Here is a 21,099-nt window from a genome sequence, read left to right on the forward strand (position 1 = left end):
GGATATGCCCGAAGAGCGCCCGGCCGACATGGCGGGCGGGCTCGACACACCGGACCGCAGCGACGGCCTGGTCTATGTGATGTCGGAGGAGATCGAGTTCGCCGTCGAGGTGGCGCTGGCCACCGGCAGGCCACTGCTGCTGAGCGGCCTGCCCGGCTCGGGGAAGTCCTCGCTCGCGCCCCGGGTGGCCCGGCTGCGCAACTGGCGCTACTACGAACACGTCGTCACCTACCGCACCCAGCCCCGGGACCTGCTGTGGAGCTACGACAGCGTGCGACGCCTGGGCGATGCCCAGGTGCCGCGGCCCCGTGGACAGGTACGCGACGACGCCGCCTACGTCCAGCCGGGGGTGCTCTGGTGGGCGCTGGCGCCGGAGTCCGCCCGCCGCCGCGGACGTGCGGCCGGCGGCCGACGGGGCGCCGACTGCAAGGACCCGTTCGAAGAGGTCAACCAGGGACGCGACCCGGACTGTGCCGTCGTCCTCATCGACGAGATCGACAAGGCCGAGCCCGACGTTCCCAACAGTCTGCTCGTACCGCTCGGTTCGCACCGGTTCAGGGTGATCGAGACGGGCGCGGAGATCAGCACGGAGGCTCCCCGGCGGCCGGTGGAGACGGAGCGGGCACGGCACCTCATCGTCATCACCACCAACGAGGAGAGGGAGCTGCCGCACGCCTTCAAGCGCCGGTGTGTCGACCTCACCCTCACCGAGCACGGCGAGGACCTGCTGGTGCGCATCGCCACCGCGCATATCGCGCAATGGCCCGGCGGCGTCGGCAGCAAGGACCGGGAGCTGGCGGAGACCATTGCGCACGAGCTGATGAAGGTACGGGCGCAGGCGGCCGCCGACGGCGTCCGCAGTCCGAGCACCGCCGAATACCTCGATGCCGTCCGTGCCTGCCGCGCCCTGGACATCCGCCCCGGCTCGGCATCATGGCGGCGGCTGGTCCCCCTGCTCCTGGTCAAGCGGCAACAGGCCACCGGGGGCCTGGTGTGAGGGGCGAGGCCTGGCTGGGGGACCTGGTGCGGGCCGCGCGGGAGCTCGGGGTGTCCACCGACGAGGAATGGGAGAGGCTCGCCGCCCTGCTGGGTCTGGGCGGCGCGGCCACCACGGCGCCGCCCGTGGGGCACCGCCGTGCGCCGCAGCCGCCCCCGGCCGCGGACGAGGAGCCCGTCGACGACGAGGAGGCCACCGCCGAACCCGGCAACCCCGCCGCCGATCCCGCCGGCCGTGGTGCGGCACCGGCCGGCGAGGGCGAGGTGCGACTGCTGGCCCCGGTGGAGCGGACCGCTCCGCGCGCCTTCAGCTGGACGGTCGACGCCTTAGCCGCGCCCCGGGACGCCGGCCGGTCCGAACCGCCGCCCCATATGCCGTTGTTCGCGCCGCGCTCCACGGCGGCCCTGCTGCGCACGGCACTGGCCAGGATCGCCATGGAGGGCGAGCTGGACTTCGACCGGGCCGCGGAACAGATCGCGCAGGCCCGTCCGCTGACGGAGATCCCCCGCCGGCCGCTGCCCACACTGCGCCACGGCGTGCAGATCCTCGCCGACGTCTCGGTCTCCATGGAGCCGTTCGCCCGGGACGTCGAGGATGTGATCGCCCGGGTGCGGGCGGTTGTCGGCGCCGCGGGCACACAGGTGCTGCGTTTTGCAGACGTGCCGGCCCGCGGTGCCGGGACCGGCTCCCGCGGCAGCTGGCAGCCGTACCGCCCGCCACGGCCCGGTACGCAGGTACTGATCCTGTCCGACCTCGGGGCGGGCGGCCCGCTCTTCAACCCCTGGCGGGGGACCGGCGCGGAATGGGAGGCGACCGTCGGCGCCATCCGCCGGGGCGGGTGCGAGGCGATCGCCTTCGTCCCGCTGCCCGAGCGCCTGTGGTCCAGGAGTCGGCGCCCTCTCCTCCCCGTCGTCGCCTGGGACCGCGGTACGACCGTCAGCAAGGTGATGGGAGCGCGGCGGTGAGCGGCCCGCGGCGGCCCGCCCGCGAACTCGCCGTGCTGCTGAGCATCGCGACCCGTATCGAACCCGAACTCCTGCGGGCCGTACGGCTGACCGTCGCCCCGCGGCTGGACGTCGGCGCCGAGACCGACCTGTGGTTCGGCGGGCTGGTCGGCAACCGCAGCTTCGGCTCCATCACGCTGCGGGAGGATCTGCTGCCCGGTCTGCGGGCGGACCTCGCGCAGCGGCTGGATGCTGCTGCGCCGGGCAGCGCGGTGCACGGCCTCTGGGACGTCGTCGAGCGGGTCCACCGTGATCTCTCGCCCGCGCTGCTCGCCGAGGAGCATGCCGTCTGGCAGGCGCTGCGCGGCGGGGCCGATGCCGAGGAAGGGATCGACCGTACGCTGCGCCCCGCGCTACGGGCGCTCGTCGAGGAGGGCCGCGGCGGCATCGCGCGCTGGTTCGCGGGGGCCTGGGAGCGCCTCCCGGAGGAGGTGCGCCGGACGACGACGGCCTGGCAGCTCGCGTCGGTCTCCGCCGCGCAGCTGACGGACGGCGGGCCGCAGCCCCCGAGGCCCCGGCAGCTCACCCGCTCCGATGTGGAGATCATCGCGGACCACCTTCCGGAGACCCGGCTGCATCTCGTCCGGACCAGCACCCACCTGCTGTTGGGCGCGGTCGCCGACCGGCCGGGCGCCTGCGCCGTCACGGTTCCGGACAGTGAGCCACGGGTGGTCGACCTGGTCACCGCGTACGGCACCCGCACCCTGCTCATCGGTGCCGGGGAGACGGTCCGCGCCTGGGTCGGACAGCACAGTGTGCAGCTGGTCGGCGGCGACGGGGCGGTCTACGAGATCCCGGCGGCCACGGAGCGGTCCGCGGCGGTGCCCGGGGCCGCGCGGACGCCCGGTGCCACCCGTACGTCCGGAGCCCCTGACCTCCGCGCGGCCCGCAGCGACATCACGATCAGCTATGCGGGCTTCGCCAGGCCGTGGGCGGCCTGGCTCGCCCATCAGCTGGAGCGGCGGGGGCAGGTCACGACGATGCTGCGCTGGGATCCACAGCCGGACGCCGCCCTGGTGGACGAGCTGTCGGGGCTGCTGAGCGCCGAGGGCCGGCTGCTGATGGTGCTGGACGACTGGTATTTCCGGCTGGGGACCCGCTCGCAGGAGGAGTGGACGGCCGCACTGCGCGAGGTGGTCCCACCGCACGCCGACCGGTTCGCGGCGGTGAGCGTGGCCACCCAGCCCTTGCCCACCACGGCCGCCGTGCTGCGCCCTGTCGACCTGCGGGCCGTGGACGCCGACGAGGCCGGCCGCCGGGTGCTGGACCGGCTGGGCATCGCCCCGTCCGGCCGGGCCGTCGACGAGGAGGCGTCCAGCGCACCACGTTTCCCGGACGATCCCCCCGAGGTCTGGAACATCCCCCGCCGCAACAACCGTTTCACCGGCCGCGACGGTGTGCTGGAGGAGATGTACGGGAAGCTGGCGCGCTCCGCCGGACGCTCGCCCCTGGTGGAGACCCGTCTCGCGCTGTACGGCATCTCCGGTGTCGGCAAGAGCCAGATCGCGGCCGAGTACGCCCACCGGTTCGGCAACGACTACGACGTGGTGTGGTGGATCAGCGCCACGAACCGCGGTGCGGCGCGCGAGCAGCTGGCGGAGCTGGCCTCCCGGCTCGGGCTGCCCGTGGGGCAGGGGATCGGTGACCGGATCCGGGCGGTGCACGAGGCGCTGCGTGCGGGGCGCCCCTACCGCCGCTGGCTGCTGATCTTCGACAGCGCCGACGACATGGAGCAGATCGAGGAACTGGTCCCCGGCGGCCCGGGCCATGTCCTGATCACGACGCTGAGCCGGGACTGGTCGGGCTCCGGCGGCGCCCAGGAGATCGAGGTGCCGTCGTTCACCCGCTTCGAGAGCGTCGGCTACGCGCGGCGGCGGGCCCCGCGGCTGACGCCGAGGGACGCGGACGACCTCTCGGCGGCCGTGCAGGACCTGCCGCTGCTGCTGGCCCAGACCGCGGCCTGGCTGGACGCCAACCCGTTGTCGCCGCGGGAGTACATCGAGCTGATCCGCCGGGGCGAGCCGAGTCTGGTCGGGATCCGCATCTCCACCGACTACCCGATGGCCTTCCAGACCAGTTGGGCCATCACCCTCAACACCCTGCGCGAGCGCAGCCCCGCCGCTGTCGAACTGCTCAAGCTGTTCGCTTTCTTCGCTCCCGACGCGATCCCCGTGTCGCTGCTGATCAAGGCCCGGCGTACCGATCTGCCCGGGTATCTGGCCGATCTCGCGGCCGAGCCGATCAGCTGGAACACGGCCCTGCGGCGGCTGACCGAATCCACCGCCGTACGCCTGACGGAGGGACAGGCGTCGCGGCCCGGAGTGGTGACCGTGCAGATGCACCGGCTCTACCACCGCTTCCTGCGCAGCGACTTGGTGGAGGAGGAGCGGGACGCGCTGTCCGCGGCGGCCTGCCGGGTGCTGGTCTCCGCCGATCCGCAGAACCCCGGCGACACCCTGACCTGGGAGCGTTATGCCGACCTGATCGAGCATCTGGAGCCGGCCGGGGCCCTGGAGACATCGGAGCCCTCGGTCCAGGGGCTGGTCGTCAACTGCGTCGAGTACCTCCGGGTGCGCGGCGAGTACGACATGGGGCTGCGGCTGTGCGAGCGGTTCATGGCCCATTGGCGGAGCAGGCCGGCACCGATGCAGCGCACGATGCTGGTGCTGACCCATCAACACGCCAATATGCTGCGGCGGTTGGGCCGATATCGCGAGGCGGAGGCGGTCGGCGGCGCGATCGTGGACGAGCTGACTGCCGAGCGGGCCGACGATGACGCCGATCTGCTGCGGGCCAAGGACGGACTGGCCGGCACCCTCATGGCGCTGGGCTCGTACGACAGGGCCTGTGCACTCTTCGCCGAGGTCTGGCAGTCGTACGCGGTGCTGCTGGGCGCACGGGCTCCGCGCGCGGTGTCCTCGCGCAGCAACTACGGGGTCGCACTGGGGCTGCTGGGCCGCTACCAGGAGTCCCTGGCCACCCACCACGAGGTGCTGGAGATCAGGGAGCGCGAGCTCCAGGCCACCGATCCGCTGACCCTCAACGCCGCCACGTCCCATGCGCATGCGCTGCGCCTCGTCGGCCGGTACCAGGAGGCCGCGTCCCGGCAGGAGGTGACCGCACGGCTGCACGAGCAGGTGATGGGTCTGCATCATCCGCAGACCCTGCGCGCCGAGCACGGGCTTGCGCTGTGCCTGCGGCGCCTCCATGGCGGGGGCCGGGCCGACGCCCTGCTCGCGGACGTCGCGGGGCGCTGCCGCCTGGTGCACGGAGCGAGACACCCGGAGACGCTGATGGTGGAGGCGGACCGTGTGGTGTCACTGCGGGAGGGCGCGGACCTGGAGCCGGCGCTGGAGGCCGCTGAGACGGTCGCCACCAGCTACCGTGACCTGCTCGGTGAGGATCACCCCTACACGGTGGGCACCCTGGGCAACCTCGGCCTCGTACTGGGGGAGACCGGAGACCACCGTGCGGGGCTTCAGATGACGGAGCGGGCGCTGAGCGGCATGGAACGGGCCATGGGCCCCGCCCACCCGTGGGCCCTGGGCTGTGCCCTGAACGCGGGTGGCGCTTTCCGCCTCACCGGTGAGGCGGAAAGCGCGGCGGCCCTGGGCGAGGACACCCTGCGGCGGGCAAGGGAAGCGCTGGGTGAGACCCATCCGTTGACCCTGGCGGCCAAAGTGGCGCTCGCGGACGATCTGCGCGCGCTGCGCGACACCCCACGGGCCGCGAAGCTGGAGGAGGAGGTGCTGCGGCAGCTGGCCGAGACCCTGGGCGGGGCACACCCGCAGACGCTGTCCGCCCGCCGGCGCCGGCGCCCCACCTGGGACTTCGAGCCGCAGCCCTTCTGACCGCAGCCCCGCCGAGCTGCCACCGGCACGGCGAAGGGCCTGTCCCCGCAACCGCGGGAACAGGCCCTTCACTTCACCTATCCACCGGTGCTCCGGCGGCCCGGACGCCTACGCGTCGAAGGCCTCCGCGACCAGCTGTGCCTGCTCTGCCTGGTGGCGCTTGGCGGAGCCGACGGCCGGCGACGAGGAGTGCGGCCGCGAGATGCGGCGCAGGCGCTCGCCGTGCGGGACATCGGCGCCGACGGCCAGGTCGAGGTGGTCGATCAGGTTGAGGCCGAGGAACGGCCACGCACCCTGGTTCGCCGGCTCTTCCTGGGTCCACAGGTACTTCTCGGCGTTCGGGAACTTGGCGATCTCCGCCTGGAGCTCCTTGCCGGGAAGCGGGTAGAGACGCTCGATGCGGACGATCGCGGTGTCGTTCGCGCCGCGCTTCTCGCGCTCGGCCTCCAGGTCGTAGTAGACCTTGCCGGAGCAGAAGATGACCTTGCGGACATCCTCGGCCTTGACCGTGGAGTCGCCGATGACGGGGCGGAAGCCGCCCGTCGTGAACTCTTCCGTCTTCGACGCCGCGGCCTTCAGACGCAGCATCGACTTCGGGGTGAAGACGACCAGCGGCTTGTGGTGCGGGTTGTGGACCTGCCAGCGCAGCAGGTGGAAGTAGTTCGACGGCAGGGTCGGCGCGGCGACCGTCATGTTGTTCTGCGCGCACAGCTGGAGGAAGCGCTCGATCCGGGCCGAGGAGTGGTCCGGGCCCTGGCCCTCGTAGCCGTGCGGGAGCAGCAGGGTGACGCCGGACGTCTGGCCCCACTTCTGCTCCGCCGAGGAGATGAACTCGTCGACGACCGTCTGGGCGCCGTTGACGAAGTCACCGAACTGCGCCTCCCACATGACCAGCGCCTCCGGGCGGGCCAGCGAGTAGCCGTACTCGAAGCCCATCGCCGCGTACTCGCTGAGCAGCGAGTCGTAGACGTTGAAGCGGGCCTGGTCCTCGGAGAGGTAGAGCAGCGGGGTGTAGTCGTCGCCGGTCGCACGGTCGATCAGGACCGCGTGACGCTGGCCGAACGTGCCGCGGCGGGAGTCCTGGCCGGCGAGCCGGACCGGGGTGCCCTCCATCAGCAGCGAGCCGACGGCGAGGGTCTCGCCCATGCCCCAGTCGATGGTGTTGTCCTCGACCTGGGCCGCGCGGCGCTGGAGCTGGGGCAGCAGCCGCGGGTGGACGGTGACCCGCTCGGGGATGTTGACCTGCGACTCGGCGATCCGCTTGACGACCTCCTGGGAGATCGCGGTGTCCACGTAGACCGGGAACTCGGCCTTGGGCTGCGGCACCTCGGGGGCCACCGGGGCCGTCGTGGCGTCGCGGACCTCGGTGAAGACCTTCTCCAGCTGGCCCTGGAAGTCCTGGAGCGCCTGCTCGGCCTCTTCCAGCGTGATGTCGCCGCGACCGATGAGGGACTCGGTGTAAAGCTTGCGCACCGAGCGCTTCTTGTCGATCAGGTCGTACATCAGCGGCTGGGTGAAGGCCGGGTTGTCGGACTCGTTGTGACCGCGGCGGCGGTAGCAGATCAGGTCGATGACGACGTCCTTGTTGAACGCCTGGCGGAATTCGAAAGCCAGACGGGCAACGCGGACGACGGCCTCGGGGTCGTCGCCGTTCACGTGGAAGATCGGCGCCTCGATCATGCGGGCCACGTCGGTGGCGTACATGGACGAACGCGACGACTCCGGGGCGGCGGTGAAGCCGACCTGGTTGTTGATGACGACGTGCACCGTGCCGCCGGTGCGGTAGCCGCGCAGCTGGGACATGTTCAGCGTCTCCGCGACCACGCCCTGGCCGGCGAACGCCGCGTCACCGTGCAGCTGGATCGGCAGGACCGTGAAGTCCGTGCCGCCCTTGTTGATGATGTCCTGCTTGGCGCGCGCGATGCCCTCGACGATCGGGTCGACGGCCTCCAGGTGGGAGGGGTTCGCGGCCAGCGAGACCTTGATCTGCTCGCCGTCGAGACCGGTGAAGGTGCCCTCGGCGCCCAGGTGGTACTTCACGTCGCCGGAGCCGTGCATCGACTTCGGGTCGAGGTTGCCCTCGAACTCGCGGAAGATCTGCGCGTACGACTTGCCGACGATGTTGGCGAGGACGTTGAGGCGGCCGCGGTGGGCCATGCCGATGACGACCTCGTCCAGGCGCGACTCGGCCGCGGAGTCGATGACCGCGTCCAGCAGCGGGATGACGGACTCGCCGCCCTCCAGCGAGAAGCGCTTCTGGCCGACGTACTTCGTCTGGAGGAACGTCTCGAACGCCTCGGCGGAGTTCAGTCGGCGCAGGATGCGCAGCTGCTCCTCGCGCTCGGGCGACTTGTGCGAGCGCTCGACCCGGTCCTGGATCCACTGGCGCTGCTTGGGGTCCTGGATGTGCATGAACTCGATGCCGGTGGTGCGGCAGTACGAGTCGCGCAGCACGCCCAGGATGTCGCGCAGCTTCATCATGGACTTGCCGGAGAAGCCGCCGACCGCGAACTCGCGCTCCAGGTCCCACAGGGTGAGCCCGTGCTCGGTGATGTCGAGGTCGGGGTGCTTGCGCTGGTGGTACTCCAGCGGGTCGGTGTCGGCCATGACGTGGCCGCGGACCCGGTAGGAGTGGATCAGCTCGAAGACCCGCGCGGCCTTGGTGACGTCGTCGTCGTGCGAGGCGTCGATGTCGCGCAGCCAGCGGACCGGCTCGTACGGAATCCGCAGCGACTTGAAGATGTCGTCGAAGAATTCGTTGCCGCCGAGCAGCAGCTGGCTCATGATGCGCAGGAACTCGCCGGAGGCGGCGCCCTGGATCACGCGGTGGTCATAGGTGCTGGTCAGCGTCATGACCTTGGAGACACCCAGCTTGTTCAGGGCGTCCTGGGAGGTGCCCTGGAACTCCGCGGGGTAGTCCATCGCGCCGACGCCCATGATCATGGACTGGCCGGGCATCAGGCGCGGCACGGAGTGCACGGTGCCGATGCCGCCCGGGTTCGTCAGCGACGCGGTGACTCCGGTGAAGTCGTCCATCGTCAGCTTGTTGTCGCGGGCCCGGCGGACGATGTCCTCGTAGGCCTGCCAGAACTCGAAGAAGGTCAGCGTCTCGGCCTTCTTGATGGCGGCGACGACGAGCTGGCGGTCGCCGTTCGGCTTCACCAGGTCGATGGCCAGACCGAGGTTGATGTGCTCGGGCTTGACCAGCGTCGGCTTGCCGTCCTTCTCCGCGAAGGAGTGGTTCATCGACGGCATGGCCTTGAGGGCCTGCACCATCGCGTACCCGATGAGGTGGGTGAAGGAGACCTTCCCGCCACGGGCGCGCTTGAGGTGGTTGTTGATCACGATGCGGTTGTCGAAGAGCAGCTTCACCGGGACCGCGCGGACGGACGTGGCCGTCGGCAGCTCCAGGGAGGCGTTCATGTTCTTCGCAACGGCGGCCGACGGGCCGCGCAGGGTGACGAACTCAGGACCGGCAGTGACCTCGCCGTCGGCCTTCTGAGGGGCCTTGGCGGCCGGCTTGGCCGGCGCGGACTTCGCCGGCGCGGCCTTGGCCGGGGCCGGAGCACTCGCGGCCGGCTTCGCCGGGGTGGCCGGCTCGGCGGCTGGCTTCGGCTCGGCTGCGGCGGGCGCCGCCGGGGACGACTGCGCCGGAGCCGCCGGAGCGGGGGCGGAGCCCTCCGCCGGCTGGCTCGGCGCGGTGGCGCCGCCCGGCTTGTAGTCGGCGAAGAAGTCCCACCAGGCTCGGTCTACCGAGTTCGGGTCCTGGAGGTACTGCTGGTAGATCTCGTCGACGAGCCACTCATTGGGACCGAACGCGGCGGCAGGGTTCTTTCCCTGCCCCTCTTGGTCGGTCGAGATGCTCGAGCTGTTGGGGGACTGTAGCGACACGGCGGCAACCGCCCTCTTCCGCTTCCTAAGGTGGTGGACAGCGGGAATAAAGGCTACGCCTGTTGTGACCCCGGATGCAGGCCGGGAGGGGCACTCGTCGTGTACGTCACATTCCCGGAGGGGTTTCGGGGCATGACTTGGCGGGAAACACACGATGTTTGCCTGCACGCGGGTAGGGGGCATCGCCGTGGCACCCGCGGAGTGAGTGCTTCCACTACCGACCCTACGTCAGCGGCCGTCAGCTTCGAGCTGACTCCAACCCCGGAAGAGTGACCCGGATCCGGCAACCACGTGCAGATTCGGCCACGCCGATGCGTCCGCCGTGCAGATCCACCGCCCAGCGCGCGATCGCCAGGCCCAGGCCCGTCCCGCCGTCGGAGCCGGGGCCCGAGGGCGCCGGGCCGCCACGGTTGAACCGTTCGAAGACCCGGTAGCGCTCCGACTCGGGGATGCCGGGCCCCTCGTCCTGTACGTCCAGCTCCAGGCTCCCCGGCCCCTCGCCGCGCCGCGCATGCACCGTGACCCGGCCGTGCCGCGGGCTGTGCTTGATCGCGTTGTCGATGAGGTTGGCCACGACCTGGTGCAGCCGCTCGGCGTCCGCGTGCGCGGTCAGCTCCGGCGGCGAGACATCGAGGTGGAGGTGGACGTCCGTACGGGTGTGGGTGCCGGAGCCGGCGGCCCCCGACAGCCCCGACAGCGTGGAGGCGCCGCGGCTCATATTGGCCTCCTTGAGCACCCCGGACAGGTACGGCCAGACCTCGAAGCGCCGGGCGTGCAGCGGCACCACCCCGTTGTCCAGCCGGGACAGGTCCAGGAGGTGCTCGACGAGGCGGCCCAGCCGCTCCGTCTGCTTCAGCGCCGTCCGCATCGTCTCCGGGTCCGGCTCGCTGACCCCGTCGACGACGTTCTCCAGGACGGCCCGGAGTGCCGCGATCGGGGTGCGCAGCTCGTGCGAGACATTGGCGACCAGCTCCTTGCGATGGGTGTCCACCGCTTCCAGGTCGGCCGCCATCCGGTTGAAGGCGTTCGCCAGGTCACCGAACTCGTCCCGGCGCTCCGAGCGGACCCGGCGGCTGTAGTTGCCGTGCGCCATCGACCGGGTGACATCGGTCATCTCGTCGAGCGGAGCGGTCAGGCTGTTGGCCACGAACTGGGTGATCAGCAGCGAGGCGATGATCGAGAAGATCGTGATCACCCGCAGCTCGGTCGCCGAGTGCATGGCGACGAACACCAGCAGCGTCGTGATGATCACCGAGACGCTGACCAGCGCCCCGAGCGCGGCCTTCACCGAGCGGTACGGGTCCAGCGGGCGCAGGCCCTCCCAGACCCGCTGCCACAGTGCCTGCGCGGGCGTCCGCCACCACCGCCGCGTCATGCGGCCGGGGTCTCCAGGGCGTAGCCGACACCATGGACCGTACGGATGCGCTCGGCGCCGATCTTGCGGCGCAGCGCCTTGATGTGGCTGTCGACCGTACGGGTCCCGGAGGCGTCCGCCCAGTCCCACACCTCGGCCAGCAGCTGCTCACGGGAGAGCACCGCGCGCGGGGTGTTCGCCAGGCAGACCAGCAGATCGAACTCGGTGGGCGTCAGATGGACGTCCGAGCCGCGCACCCGCACCCGGCGCTGGGCGTGGTCGATCTCCAGCTCGCCCAGCCGCAGAATGCCGGTGCGCGGGGTGTGCGCGGCCAGCGCGGCGCGCTCGACCCGGCGCAGCAGCACATGCACCCGGGCGGCCAGCTCGCGCATCGAGAACGGCTTGGTCATGTAGTCGTCCGCGCCGACGCCGAGGCCCACCAGCATGTCGGTCTCGTCGTCCCGGGCGGTGAGCATCATCACCGGCACCGGCCGCTGGGCCTGGACCCGGCGGCACACCTCCAGGCCGTCGAAGCCCGGCAGCATCACATCGAGGACCAGCAGATCCGGCTGCCAGGCCTCGGCGGTCTCCACCGCGGCCGGGCCGTCGGTGGCCGTCTGCACCTGGAAGCCCTCGGCGCGCAGCCGCGCCGCGATGGCCTCGACGATCGTCGGGTCGTCCTCCACGACCAGTACCCGGCGCTGGGCGCCCGGCGTGGCGGCGGTGCCGCCCTGCGTTGTCTGAGTCTGGTCCATCGCCCGCCCCTGCATCCCCTGCGTGGTCGCGTATTGCTGGGCAGCAGCGTACGGGCATGGTGTGACTGTCGGCTACGCGCCCTTCCGCGCAAGATGGACCACGTCAGGGACGCCTCGGACAACGGGGATCTCTTCCGTATGTACCCCGCTGAAACCGGCATTTCGTAGTGCTTCCTCGAATGCCGGCGAGGGCTGCGCGGACCAGACGGCGAGCACTCCGCCGGATGTCAGACGGTCACGGCAGGCGGCGAGTCCGGTGGGGGAGTAGAGGCTGCCGTTGTCCTCGGTGACGGTCCAGTCGGGGCCGTTGTCGATGTCCAGGCACAGGGCGTCGTAGGCGACTTGGTCCGCGTCCGTCCGCAGGTGCGCGACCAGGTCGGTGTGCAGGATCTCGCTGCGCGGATCGGCCAGCGCGGCCGCCGAGACCGCCGACAGCGGGCCCGTGCGGTGCCAGTCGATGACGGCTTCCTCGCGCTCGACGACGACGATCCGGCCCCAGCGCGGCTGCCCGGCCGCGCGGGCCAGCGAGAAGCCGACGCCGAGGCCTCCGATCAGCACGGAGGGCCGTGCGCGGCCGGGCGGCAGCGCGGCCAGCGCGGCGTCGATCAGCAGCCGTTCGGAGCGGCCGTCGGAGGTGTCCATCAGGAAGCAGCCGTTGGCGATGATCTCGTAGACCACGGGCTGGCCGGGGGTCCCGCGGCCGTCCGCTCCCGGGCCTTCGAGGGGCCCGCCCCGTTGTCGCAGCACCACCTCGCCGTACGGGCCCTCGCGGCGGTCGAGCGTGCGCGGGGTCTCGGGGAGCCCGGTCGTTGCCTGCGTCGGAGTAACGGGAGCCATGGCGTCATGGTGGCCAATACGGGCCGTGCCGGTCCAACGCTTTGGACAGGAATCCGCCGCCGGTGGCACGGACGTGCCTCCTGTGACGACGGTTGCCTGATGTGAGGGATGTCACTCACACAGCTTCTTCATGGGTTGAGCATGCAGGGTGGTCCGGAACGTAGGGCGAGGCAGAGGAATCACGGCCGGGGGGACGGGCGTGGCTGACCGGATGTGCCATGGACGGAAGGGGTCTCGGACAAGTGAGCTGGCTGGGAACCGCCGAGAAGGGACGGGCCGGCCGTGCGCCGTCCGTCATACCGGGGCCGGGTAACGGGACGGGCGCGGTGCCGGACCTGCTGCCGGGGATTCCGCGGCCACGCGAGCCCCGGCAGGCCGGGGGCGTCGCGGCGGAGGCGGTGCCCAGAGGCCCTCGGATGTCCCCCCGGGCGCGGCCGTGGCGGCTGCTGCCCACTCCCGCCGACACCCCCTTCACCTTCGGCTACGCCCTCCTTCTCGTGGCCACCTCGCTCTTCACCGAGTACGCCGACCCGGCACTGGTCTCCGGACTGCTCCAGGGCTCCAGTACGGACGTCGTCCACCTCGCGCAGGCCCCGCTGCTGGTGCTCGTCGCCAGCGCCCTGTGGATCGCGGGCGGCATGACCTCCGCGTACGCCATCGGCTTTCTCTTCGTCCTGACGGCGCTGGAACGGCGGATCGGCGGGCTGTGGACCGCCGCCGTCTTCTTCGGCGGCCATGCGCTGGCCACCCTCGCCACCGAACTGCCCGTCGCCTTCTCGGTCGCCGCGGGACGGCTGCCGGAGAGCTCGCTGCACCGCCTCGACTACGGCATCAGCTTCGGCGTGATGACCAGCATCGGAGCCCTTGCGGGCCTGCTGCCGGCCTGGCTGCGCTGGCCGCTGCTGGCCGGCGCCGGCTACCTGGCCGTGACCGGTCTGCTCGCCTACGCCGACCCGGTGTCCGACTGGGGCCATCTGCTCTCGCTCGCCCTGGGCGCGGCGAGCTGGCCGCTGCTGCGCCGCCGGCGCGCCCGCCGTGCCCGGCCCGCACCGCTCCTGGGCGACCTGGGCCACCCGGCGCTGCGGGGCGTGCGGACCTACTGAGCGTTCCGGGGCCGCGCGCCTACGACCGGACGGTCGCCCGGTACGTATGGGTGATGGCGTAGGCGCAGCCGCCCAGCAGCGCCACACCGGACAGCACGCCGCTGACGAACGGCACCCAGGCCACCGCCGAGGTCGCCGCCATGCCCAGCCCGATCAGGCCGAGCGCGGTCAGCGCGACGCCGGGAACGGCGATGCTGCGCCGCTTCCAGACCGCCATCAGCGCGACGAAGTGCAGGCCGACGATCAGCGCGATCCAGGCCACGGCGGTCTCCTGCGGGGCGCCCGCCGCCCGCAGCGCGAGATTGCCGCCGATCAGCAGCACCACCTCGGCGCCCACGACGAACGCGAACTTCCCCCGGAACCAGTCGGCTTGCGGACCCTCGGCGTCCGCCTCGGCGGGCCGGCCGTGGCGCCCGGCCCGCAGTGCGAGCGCCAGCAGCCCGGCGAAGGTGAGCACCGCGAGCACCCGCAGGGCGATACCGACAGCGGGATTCAGCGGGTCGTGCGCGTTGGCGACCACGAAGATCGTCCCGAAGAGAGCGCCGATGAAAACTCCGGACATCCGCTGCAACATGCCGTGAAGGTAGCAGTCATGACGAGGTGTGAGGGAGGAAGCGGCAGGGCTTTTCCGCGCGGCCCGGCCGGACCGCGTCCCGCCGCTGTCCGAGCCACCTCAGCATGCCGTCCCCCTCGTCCGCCGCCGCGCGGAAGAACGGCCGCAGCAGCTCGGCACGCCCGCTCACACAGTCCAGGGGCTCGCCCCGCTCCCAGGCGATCGGTCGGATACACCTCCGCCTCGGCGAGGCCCTCCGGGCCCTGGCCGCCTGGGAGAATGGGGGCTCGTTCCGAGCGCGGCCTGGTGCGGTGCTCGCCGGCCGCAGGAGTGCACGCATCTTGTCCTCAGACCGCAAGCAACCGATTCCGGACACCGTCGACCTCGGGCTCCAGTCCGACTGCGGAAGCTGTTTCGGGCTCTGCTGTGTCGCGCTGCCGTTCGCGGCCTCGGCGGACTTCGCGATCGACAAGGACGCCGGGCGCCCCTGCCCGAACCTCCGGACGGACTTCCGCTGCGGCATCCACAGCGACCTCCGCACACGGGGCTTCTCCGGCTGCACCGTCTTCGACTGCTTCGGCGCCGGGCAGAAGGTCTCCCAGGTCACCTTCGGCGGACAGGACTGGCGGCAGGCCCCGGGGACCGCCCGGCAGATGTTCGACGTCTTTCCCGTCATGCGGCAGCTGCACGAACTCCTCTGGTACCTGGCCGAGGCGCTGACCCTGCCTGCGGCCCGCCCGGTGCACGCCGACCTGCGCACCGCGCTGGAGAAGACCGAGCGCTTCACCCGCGGCAGCGCCCAGGAGCTCACGGAGCTCGACGTCCCGGCCCACCGGGGCGAGGTCAACGCCCTGCTGCTGCGCACCAGCGAACTCGTACGGGCCGCGGTGCCGGGCCGCAAGAAGGAGCGGCGGGGTGCCGATCTCATGGGGGCCCGCCTCAAGGGCGCCGACCTCCGGGGCGCCAATCTCCGCGGGGCCTACCTCATCGCCGCCGACCTCAAGGGCGCCGATCTGCGCACGGCGGACCTGATCGGTGCCGATCTGCGGGACGCGGACCTGCGCGGCGCCGACCTCACGGGTGCCCTCTTCCTCACCCAGTCGCAGCTCAACGCGGCCAAGGGCGACGCCGCCACCAGGCTGCCGGAGGCGCTGTCCCGCCCCGCCCACTGGTAGCGCCGCCTTCGCTCGCCGCCGGCCGATCGCTGACAGCGAACGCACACCGGGGAACATCTTCAGGGCCGGCTGCATTGAGTGGGTAAAGCTCAACTTGTTTGCCGAAGGGGAGATCATGGCTTCGACGTCCACATCGCTCACTCTGCCCGTGCTGCCCCTCGATGACGAGGTCGTGCTCCCCGGCATGGTGGTGCCCCTGGACCTGTCCGACACGGACGTCCGGGCCGCGGTGGAGGCCGCGCAGGCCGCCGCCGCCACCACGGGTAACAAGCCGCGGGTGCTGCTCGTTCCCCGCGTCGACGGGACATACGCCGGCATCGGCACGCTCGGGCGGATCGAGCAGGTCGGGCGGCTGTCCGACGGCGACCCCGGGGCGCTGATCCGGGGCCTGGGCCGGGTACGGATCGGTTCCGGCACGACCGGGCCCGGAGCCGCCCTCTGGGTGGAGGGCACGACCGTCGAGGAGACGGTCCCCGACCCGCTGCCCGGTGCGGTGGCCGAACTCGTCACGGAGTACAAGGCGCTGGCCACCAGCTGGCTGCGCAAGCGGGGTGCCTGGCAGGTCGTCGACCGCGTCCAGCAGATCGAGGACGTACCGACGCTGGCCGACAACTCCGGCTACTCGCCGTTCCTGACCACCGAACAGAAGGTCCAGCTGCTGGAGACCGTCGATCCGGTCGCCCGGCTGAAGGCCGCCACCGAGGCGCTGCGCGAGCACCTCGCCGAGCAGGATGTCGCCGAATCCATCGCCAAGGACGTCCAGGAAGGCGTCGACAAGCAGCAGCGGGAGTTCCTGCTGCGGCGGCAGCTGGAGGCGGTCCGCAAGGAACTCGCCGGGCTCAACGGCGATCCGGAGGACGAGGGCGACGACTACCGCGCCCGGGTCGAGGCCGCCGATCTGCCCGAGGACGTCCGCAAGGCCGCCCTCAAGGAGGTCGACAAGCTGGAGCGGTCCAGCGACCAGAACCCCGAGGGCTCCTGGATCCGCACCTGGCTGGACACCGTCCTGGAACTGCCGTGGAACGAACGGACCGAGGACGCCTACGACATCGCCGGCGCCAAGGAGATCCTGGACGCCGACCACTCCGGACTGGAGGACGTCAAGGAGCGGATCACCGAATACCTGGCCGTCCGCAAGCGGCGGGGCGAGCGCGGGCTCGGCCTGGTCGGCGGCCGCCGCGGCGGGGCCGTACTGGCGCTCGTCGGGCCGCCCGGTGTCGGCAAGACCTCGCTCGGTGAGTCCGTCGCGCGGGCCATGGGACGCAAGTTCGTCCGGGTCGCGCTCGGCGGCGTCCGGGACGAGGCGGAGATCCGCGGCCACCGCCGGACGTACGTCGGCGCGCTGCCCGGCCGGATCGTCCGGGCCGTCAAGGAGGCCGGGTCGATGAACCCGGTGGTGCTGCTCGACGAGATCGACAAGGTGGGTTCCGACTTCCGGGGCGACCCGGCAGCCGCCCTCCTGGAGGTCCTGGACCCGGCGCAGAACCACACCTTCCGCGACCACTACCTGGAGGTCGAACTCGACCTCAGCGATGTGGTCTTCCTGGCCACCGCCAACGTCCTCGAAGCCATCCCCGAGCCGCTGCTCGACCGGATGGAGCTGGTCCGGCTGGACGGCTACACCGAGGACGAGAAGGTCGTCATCGCCCGGGACCACCTGCTGCCGCGCCAGCTGGAGCGGGCCGGTCTGGAGGCCGGCGAGGTGGCCCTGGAGGACGACGCGCTGCGCAAGCTGGCGGGCGAGTACACCCGCGAGGCGGGCGTACGGAATCTGGAGCGTGCGGTCGCCAGGCTGCTGCGCAAGGTCGCCGCACAGCACGAACTCGGGCAGCAGGAGCTGCCGTTCACGGTCGGTGCGGAGCAGCTGCGCCCGCTGATCGGGCGGCCGCACCACACCCCCGAGTCGGCGCAGGACCCGGCCGAGCGGCGCACCGCGGTGCCCGGTGTGGTCACCGGCCTCGCGGTCACCGGCGCCGGCGGCGACGTGCTCTATGTGGAGGCCTCGCTCGCCGATCCGGAGACCGGGGCGTCCGGGCTCCAGCTGACCGGCCAGCTCGGCGACGTCATGAAGGAGTCCGCACACATCGCGCTGTCCTTCCTGCGTTCGCACGGCGCGGAACTGGAACTTCCGGTCGCCGACCTGAAGGAGCGCGGAGTGCATCTGCACGTACCGGCGGGCGCCGTCCCCAAGGACGGTCCGAGCGCGGGCGTGACGATGACGACGGCACTGGCCTCGCTGCTGTCGGGCCGCCAGGTCCGGCCGGACGTGGCGATGACCGGCGAGGTCTCGCTGACCGGGCGGGTGCTGCCGATCGGCGGCGTGAAGCAGAAGCTGCTGGCGGCGCACCGGGCGGGGATCACCACCGTGATCATCCCCCAGCGCAATGAACCGGACCTGGACGATGTGCCGGCCGAGATCCTCGAAGCCCTGGAGGTCCACCCGGTCGCGGACGTCCGCCAGGTGCTGGAGCTGGCGCTGACCCCGGCGTCGAACGGGGCCGCTCCCGAGGTGCCGGTCGCGGCGTGAGGGCAACGGCGACCGGCCCGGCTCCCGCAGAGGGGCCGGGCCGGCCGCCGCGTGGCAGACGGGGCTTCGAAGACAGTCCCTAGCCGTTGGCGAGCGCCCGGAGGCGGTCCAGCGCGCCGTTGAAGCGGTTGTGGTCACCGACCGTCGGGCCGGACGAGGTGTACTGCCAGATGGTGTGGAAGCCCCAGCCGGCCGGGAGTTCGCCGGCCGAGGAGCCGTAGCGCGGTATCCACAGCGGGTTGACGGAGCCGAAGGCGGCGGAGTTGCCGGTGCACTGCTTCCACCAGCTCGTGGAGGTGTAGATCACCGCATCCCGGCCGGTACGGGCCTTGTAGGTGGCGAACCAGTCCTTCATCCAGTTGACCAGCCCGGCCGCGCTCAGCCCGTAGCAGGTCGCCCCGTAGGGGTTGTACTCCATGTCGAGCGCGCCGGGCAGCGTCCGCCCGTCCTTCGACCAGCCGCCGCCGTGGTTGACGAAGTAGGTGGCCTGGGCGGCACCGCTGGAGGTGTTGGGCGTGGCGAAGTGGTACGCGCCGCGGATCATCCCGGCGTTGTACGAGCCGTTGTACTGCTGCGCGAAGTACGGGTTGGTGTAGCTGGTGGACTCGGTCGCCTTCACATAGGCGAAGCGGACGCCGCTGTTCCAGAGCGTCGACCAGGCCACATTGCCGTTGTGGCTGCTGACGTCCACGCCCTCGACGGACGCGGCGAGCGAGGACGCCGACGGTGCGGTGCCGGCCGCGGTGCCTTCGTGCCGGGCGATCTGGGACCCGGCCCAGTCCTGGCCGGGGTGGCTGGGCTCCGGTGCGTACCGTGTGGCCGCGGCGCCGGCGGTGCCCGGCAGCCCGAGGAGGAGGGAGAGGACCGCGAGAAGGACCCCGGCCACGCTCGCGAGGGAGCGTGCGGGTCGGTGGGGGGAGCCGGATCTGAGCACGGACATACGTGCCTCCGAAGATCTCGGTGGATGACCTGAGGGGGGAGGAGCTGACGGCATGACGCAGGCGTGTGGACACGGAAGTGCGACGTGCATGACGCGCGGCGGAACCGCTGACAGCGGGGGCCGCTTGGTATGGCCATGCCACAAATGACGATACGCGCGTAGAACGACGTGACAAAAGAGGGTCGCGGGGCTGCCGTTGGTCTAATCCTGCGAAATACTGGCCGAGCTGCGGCTTCGGCCGCCGATGGCGGAAACTTTCAGGTGAGGGAAAGCGGGAATGGGCGCTGACGTGCACGACACCGGAGCCGACGGTTCGACGGCGGACGGCGAACCGATTGGTGTGGACCACGTATTTCTCGCCCTGGAACGCGAATTGGCGGTATTTCTCCGCCGGGCCCGTGCCTCTTCCGGCGAATTGGCACGAGAGGTGCATCCCGATCTGGAACCCGCCGCATACGGCCTCCTCGTCCGGCTGGCCGACGCCGGCACCCAGCGGGCCACCGCCCTCGCCGGCTTCTTCGGTGTCGGCAAGGCCACGATGAGCCGTCAGCTGCACGCCCTGGAGAGGCTCGGGCTCGTCGCCCGTGAGCCGGACCCGGCGGACGGCCGCGCGGTCCTGGTCCGTATCACCGACGAGGGCCGCGAGCGCTTCACCCGCGTCCGCACCGGCCGCCGCGCCCAGTACGCCCGCCGTCTCGCCTCCTGGGACCGCGCCGAGGTCGCCGAACTGGCCCGGCTGCTGCACCGGCTGAACGCGGAGCAGGAGGGGGACGAGGCGTAGGGGGCATCCGGGCCGGGCGCGGTGTCCGGCGCCGTCATGGCCCCGGACCGCCGCCGTCGTGGTGCCGTTCCGTCGCGGCGGGAGAATTTCGCCGCCCGCCGGTGATTGTCACGGAGCCACAAAAATCACCGCCGCGTCATCCCGCGCCTTGCCGCGCGGATAGGCCGCACCTTCCGGGTCCGCCGCCTCCGACGCCCGCACCCGGTCGATCAGCGCCTGGGGGCCCTGTGCGGCCACCAGGGCCACGCAGTCGGCCCAGGAGCCCTCGTGGAAGACCTCCGCCCAGCGGCCCGCCCCGTCGCTGAGTGCTGTCAGGGAGCGCAGACCGGAGCGCGGGGTGCTGCCGGACACCGCACGGGCGGCCACCGCCGGGTCGGCGGCCGCGGTGAAGAACCCGCCCTCCGCATTGCGCAGCGACTCGACCGCGCGGACGTACTTGCGGACCGCGGCGGCCCGTTCCGCCGAGCCGCGGGGCAGCGCCCGTACGGCGGCGCGGCGTTCCCGGACCGCGGGGGGCATGTCGTCCAGCCGCGGGTCGAGCACCGGGTGCACCGAGCCGTCCGGCCGCTCCAGGAGCAGCACCGAATCGGACAGGACGAGGTGTTCGACCGTGTCCCCGGACCACCGTGCGGCGACCACGGTTGCCTGCGGAGTGCGAGGGTGAGAAAGGTCACAGGTCGCCCGATGGATATCAGCCGTGCGGGAGATGGCCGCGGCGAGAACCTCAGGGAGTGTCATATCCCGGTGTGAAACCGACAGTTCCAGCATTGCGCCCCCGAGCCGCGCGGTGAACCACGGCACCGAATGGAGGCAGCCGTAGTCCCCCTCGGGAGGCGTCACGCCGTCCAGCAGGACGAGGGCGCCGCCCTGGCCGGAGGCCGGCAGGGCGACCGATGCGTAGTCCTCGTTTGGGCGTTGGGGGTCGCCCGGCTCGGTGGCGAGTTCGATGCGCATGGCCGCAAGTCTGCCGGAGGCACCGCTCCCGCCCCCGGTGGCGGGAGGCCGCGGCGGTGCCGGAGAGTGGCCGGGCGGCGGCGTACCGGAGGTAAGGACCGCGGGGCCGGCGGCATGCGGGCGCGCATCCTTCCAGGAGCGGTCCGCATCTCCAAACCCGTTCGGGGCCGCGCACGGTTGCGGCCGAAAACATTGGCGCACGGAAGTTGATGGCCAAACTCCGATTGATGTTCACTCCTTCAGGTGGCCGGGCATGTGTTGCCGAGCCACTGCGCGGCGCCGGTGGAATGGTCGTTGCCCGGATCATGGGGTGCGGCCAGGACGTTCGTCGCGACGCGCAGAGCCGGGCTGTTTCCCCTCGCGGAAGTGTGTGCTGC

14 protein-coding genes are annotated in these 21,099 nt (G+C 71.7%); 7 read left to right on the forward strand and 7 right to left on the reverse strand.

Annotated features, from left to right (window positions below):
• Positions 1 to 4: 4 nt before the first annotated feature.
• The 3 genes from M8I34_RS14835 (at position 5) to fxsT (ending at position 5,852) form a co-directional block, all read left to right on the forward strand.
• Positions 5 to 997, forward strand: coding sequence for an AAA family ATPase (locus tag M8I34_RS14835; RefSeq protein ID WP_250049961.1), 993 nt, complete (start codon positions 5 to 7; stop codon positions 995 to 997).
• A complete protein-coding gene (locus M8I34_RS14840) occupies positions 994 to 1,962 on the forward strand; it encodes a hypothetical protein (protein ID WP_250049962.1) in 969 nt (322 codons plus the stop codon). The genes M8I34_RS14835 and M8I34_RS14840 overlap by 4 nt, the downstream gene beginning before the upstream one ends.
• Before the next feature lie 935 nt (positions 1,963 to 2,897).
• Entirely contained in the window at positions 2,898 to 5,852 is a 2,955-nt protein-coding gene (fxsT, locus tag M8I34_RS14845; protein WP_250050031.1) for an FxSxx-COOH system tetratricopeptide repeat protein, read from the forward strand.
• Positions 5,853 to 5,960: 108 nt separating this feature from the next.
• On the opposite strand, the gene M8I34_RS14850 is transcribed toward fxsT, so the two are convergent.
• The 4 genes from M8I34_RS14850 to M8I34_RS14865 form a co-directional block, all read right to left on the reverse strand.
• A complete protein-coding gene (locus M8I34_RS14850; protein ID WP_250049963.1) occupies positions 5,961 to 9,743 on the reverse strand; it encodes a multifunctional oxoglutarate decarboxylase/oxoglutarate dehydrogenase thiamine pyrophosphate-binding subunit/dihydrolipoyllysine-residue succinyltransferase subunit in 3,783 nt (1,260 codons plus the stop codon).
• A gap of 238 nt (positions 9,744 to 9,981) precedes the next feature.
• Positions 9,982 to 11,118 (reverse strand): ATP-binding protein, encoded by a 1,137-nt coding sequence (locus tag M8I34_RS14855; protein WP_250049964.1) that lies wholly within the window; start codon positions 11,116 to 11,118, stop codon positions 9,982 to 9,984.
• Complete coding sequence (locus M8I34_RS14860) at positions 11,115 to 11,852, reverse strand: response regulator transcription factor (protein ID WP_030981810.1); 738 nt, start codon at positions 11,850 to 11,852, stop codon at positions 11,115 to 11,117. Before M8I34_RS14860 ends, M8I34_RS14855 begins: the two co-directional genes overlap by 4 nt.
• 72 nt (positions 11,853 to 11,924) lie before the next feature.
• Positions 11,925 to 12,689 carry a spermidine synthase gene (locus tag M8I34_RS14865; RefSeq protein ID WP_250049965.1) on the reverse strand — a complete coding sequence of 255 codons (765 nt, stop codon included), beginning with the start codon at positions 12,687 to 12,689 and terminating at the stop codon, positions 11,925 to 11,927.
• A 242-nt stretch (positions 12,690 to 12,931) separates the two neighbouring features.
• Here M8I34_RS14865 and M8I34_RS14870 point away from each other — a divergent pair, with 242 nt between their 5' ends.
• Positions 12,932 to 13,792 carry a rhomboid-like protein gene (locus M8I34_RS14870; RefSeq protein WP_250049966.1) on the forward strand — a complete coding sequence of 287 codons (861 nt, stop codon included), beginning with the start codon at positions 12,932 to 12,934 and terminating at the stop codon, positions 13,790 to 13,792.
• A 19-nt stretch (positions 13,793 to 13,811) separates the two neighbouring features.
• On the opposite strand, the gene M8I34_RS14875 is transcribed toward M8I34_RS14870, so the two are convergent.
• Positions 13,812 to 14,366, reverse strand: coding sequence for a hypothetical protein (locus M8I34_RS14875; RefSeq protein ID WP_250049967.1), 555 nt, complete (start codon positions 14,364 to 14,366; stop codon positions 13,812 to 13,814).
• 320 nt (positions 14,367 to 14,686) lie between these two features.
• On the opposite strand from M8I34_RS14875, the gene M8I34_RS14880 reads away from it, so the two are divergent.
• The gene (locus M8I34_RS14880; protein ID WP_250049968.1) at positions 14,687 to 15,520 is read left to right on the forward strand and encodes a pentapeptide repeat-containing protein; all 834 of its coding nucleotides are present in this window, start codon (positions 14,687 to 14,689) and stop codon (positions 15,518 to 15,520) included.
• 115 nt (positions 15,521 to 15,635) lie between these two features.
• Positions 15,636 to 18,047, forward strand: coding sequence for an endopeptidase La (gene lon / locus M8I34_RS14885; RefSeq protein WP_250049969.1), 2,412 nt, complete (start codon positions 15,636 to 15,638; stop codon positions 18,045 to 18,047).
• Positions 18,048 to 18,126: 79 nt separating this feature from the next.
• Here the strand turns inward: lon and M8I34_RS14890 are convergent, their stop codons facing one another.
• Positions 18,127 to 18,987, reverse strand: coding sequence for a lysozyme (locus M8I34_RS14890; RefSeq protein WP_250049970.1), 861 nt, complete (start codon positions 18,985 to 18,987; stop codon positions 18,127 to 18,129).
• 277 nt (positions 18,988 to 19,264) lie between these two features.
• On the opposite strand from M8I34_RS14890, the gene M8I34_RS14895 reads away from it, so the two are divergent.
• Positions 19,265 to 19,768 carry a MarR family winged helix-turn-helix transcriptional regulator gene (locus M8I34_RS14895; protein ID WP_250049971.1) on the forward strand — a complete coding sequence of 168 codons (504 nt, stop codon included), beginning with the start codon at positions 19,265 to 19,267 and terminating at the stop codon, positions 19,766 to 19,768.
• A gap of 108 nt (positions 19,769 to 19,876) precedes the next feature.
• On the opposite strand, the gene M8I34_RS14900 is transcribed toward M8I34_RS14895, so the two are convergent.
• Entirely contained in the window at positions 19,877 to 20,722 is an 846-nt protein-coding gene (locus M8I34_RS14900; protein ID WP_250049972.1) for a hypothetical protein, read from the reverse strand.
• Between the last annotated feature and the right edge of the window lie 377 nt (positions 20,723 to 21,099).

Source organism: Streptomyces sp. MCA2 (assembly GCF_023544705.1).
GTDB lineage: Bacteria > Actinomycetota > Actinomycetes > Streptomycetales > Streptomycetaceae > Streptomyces > Streptomyces decoyicus.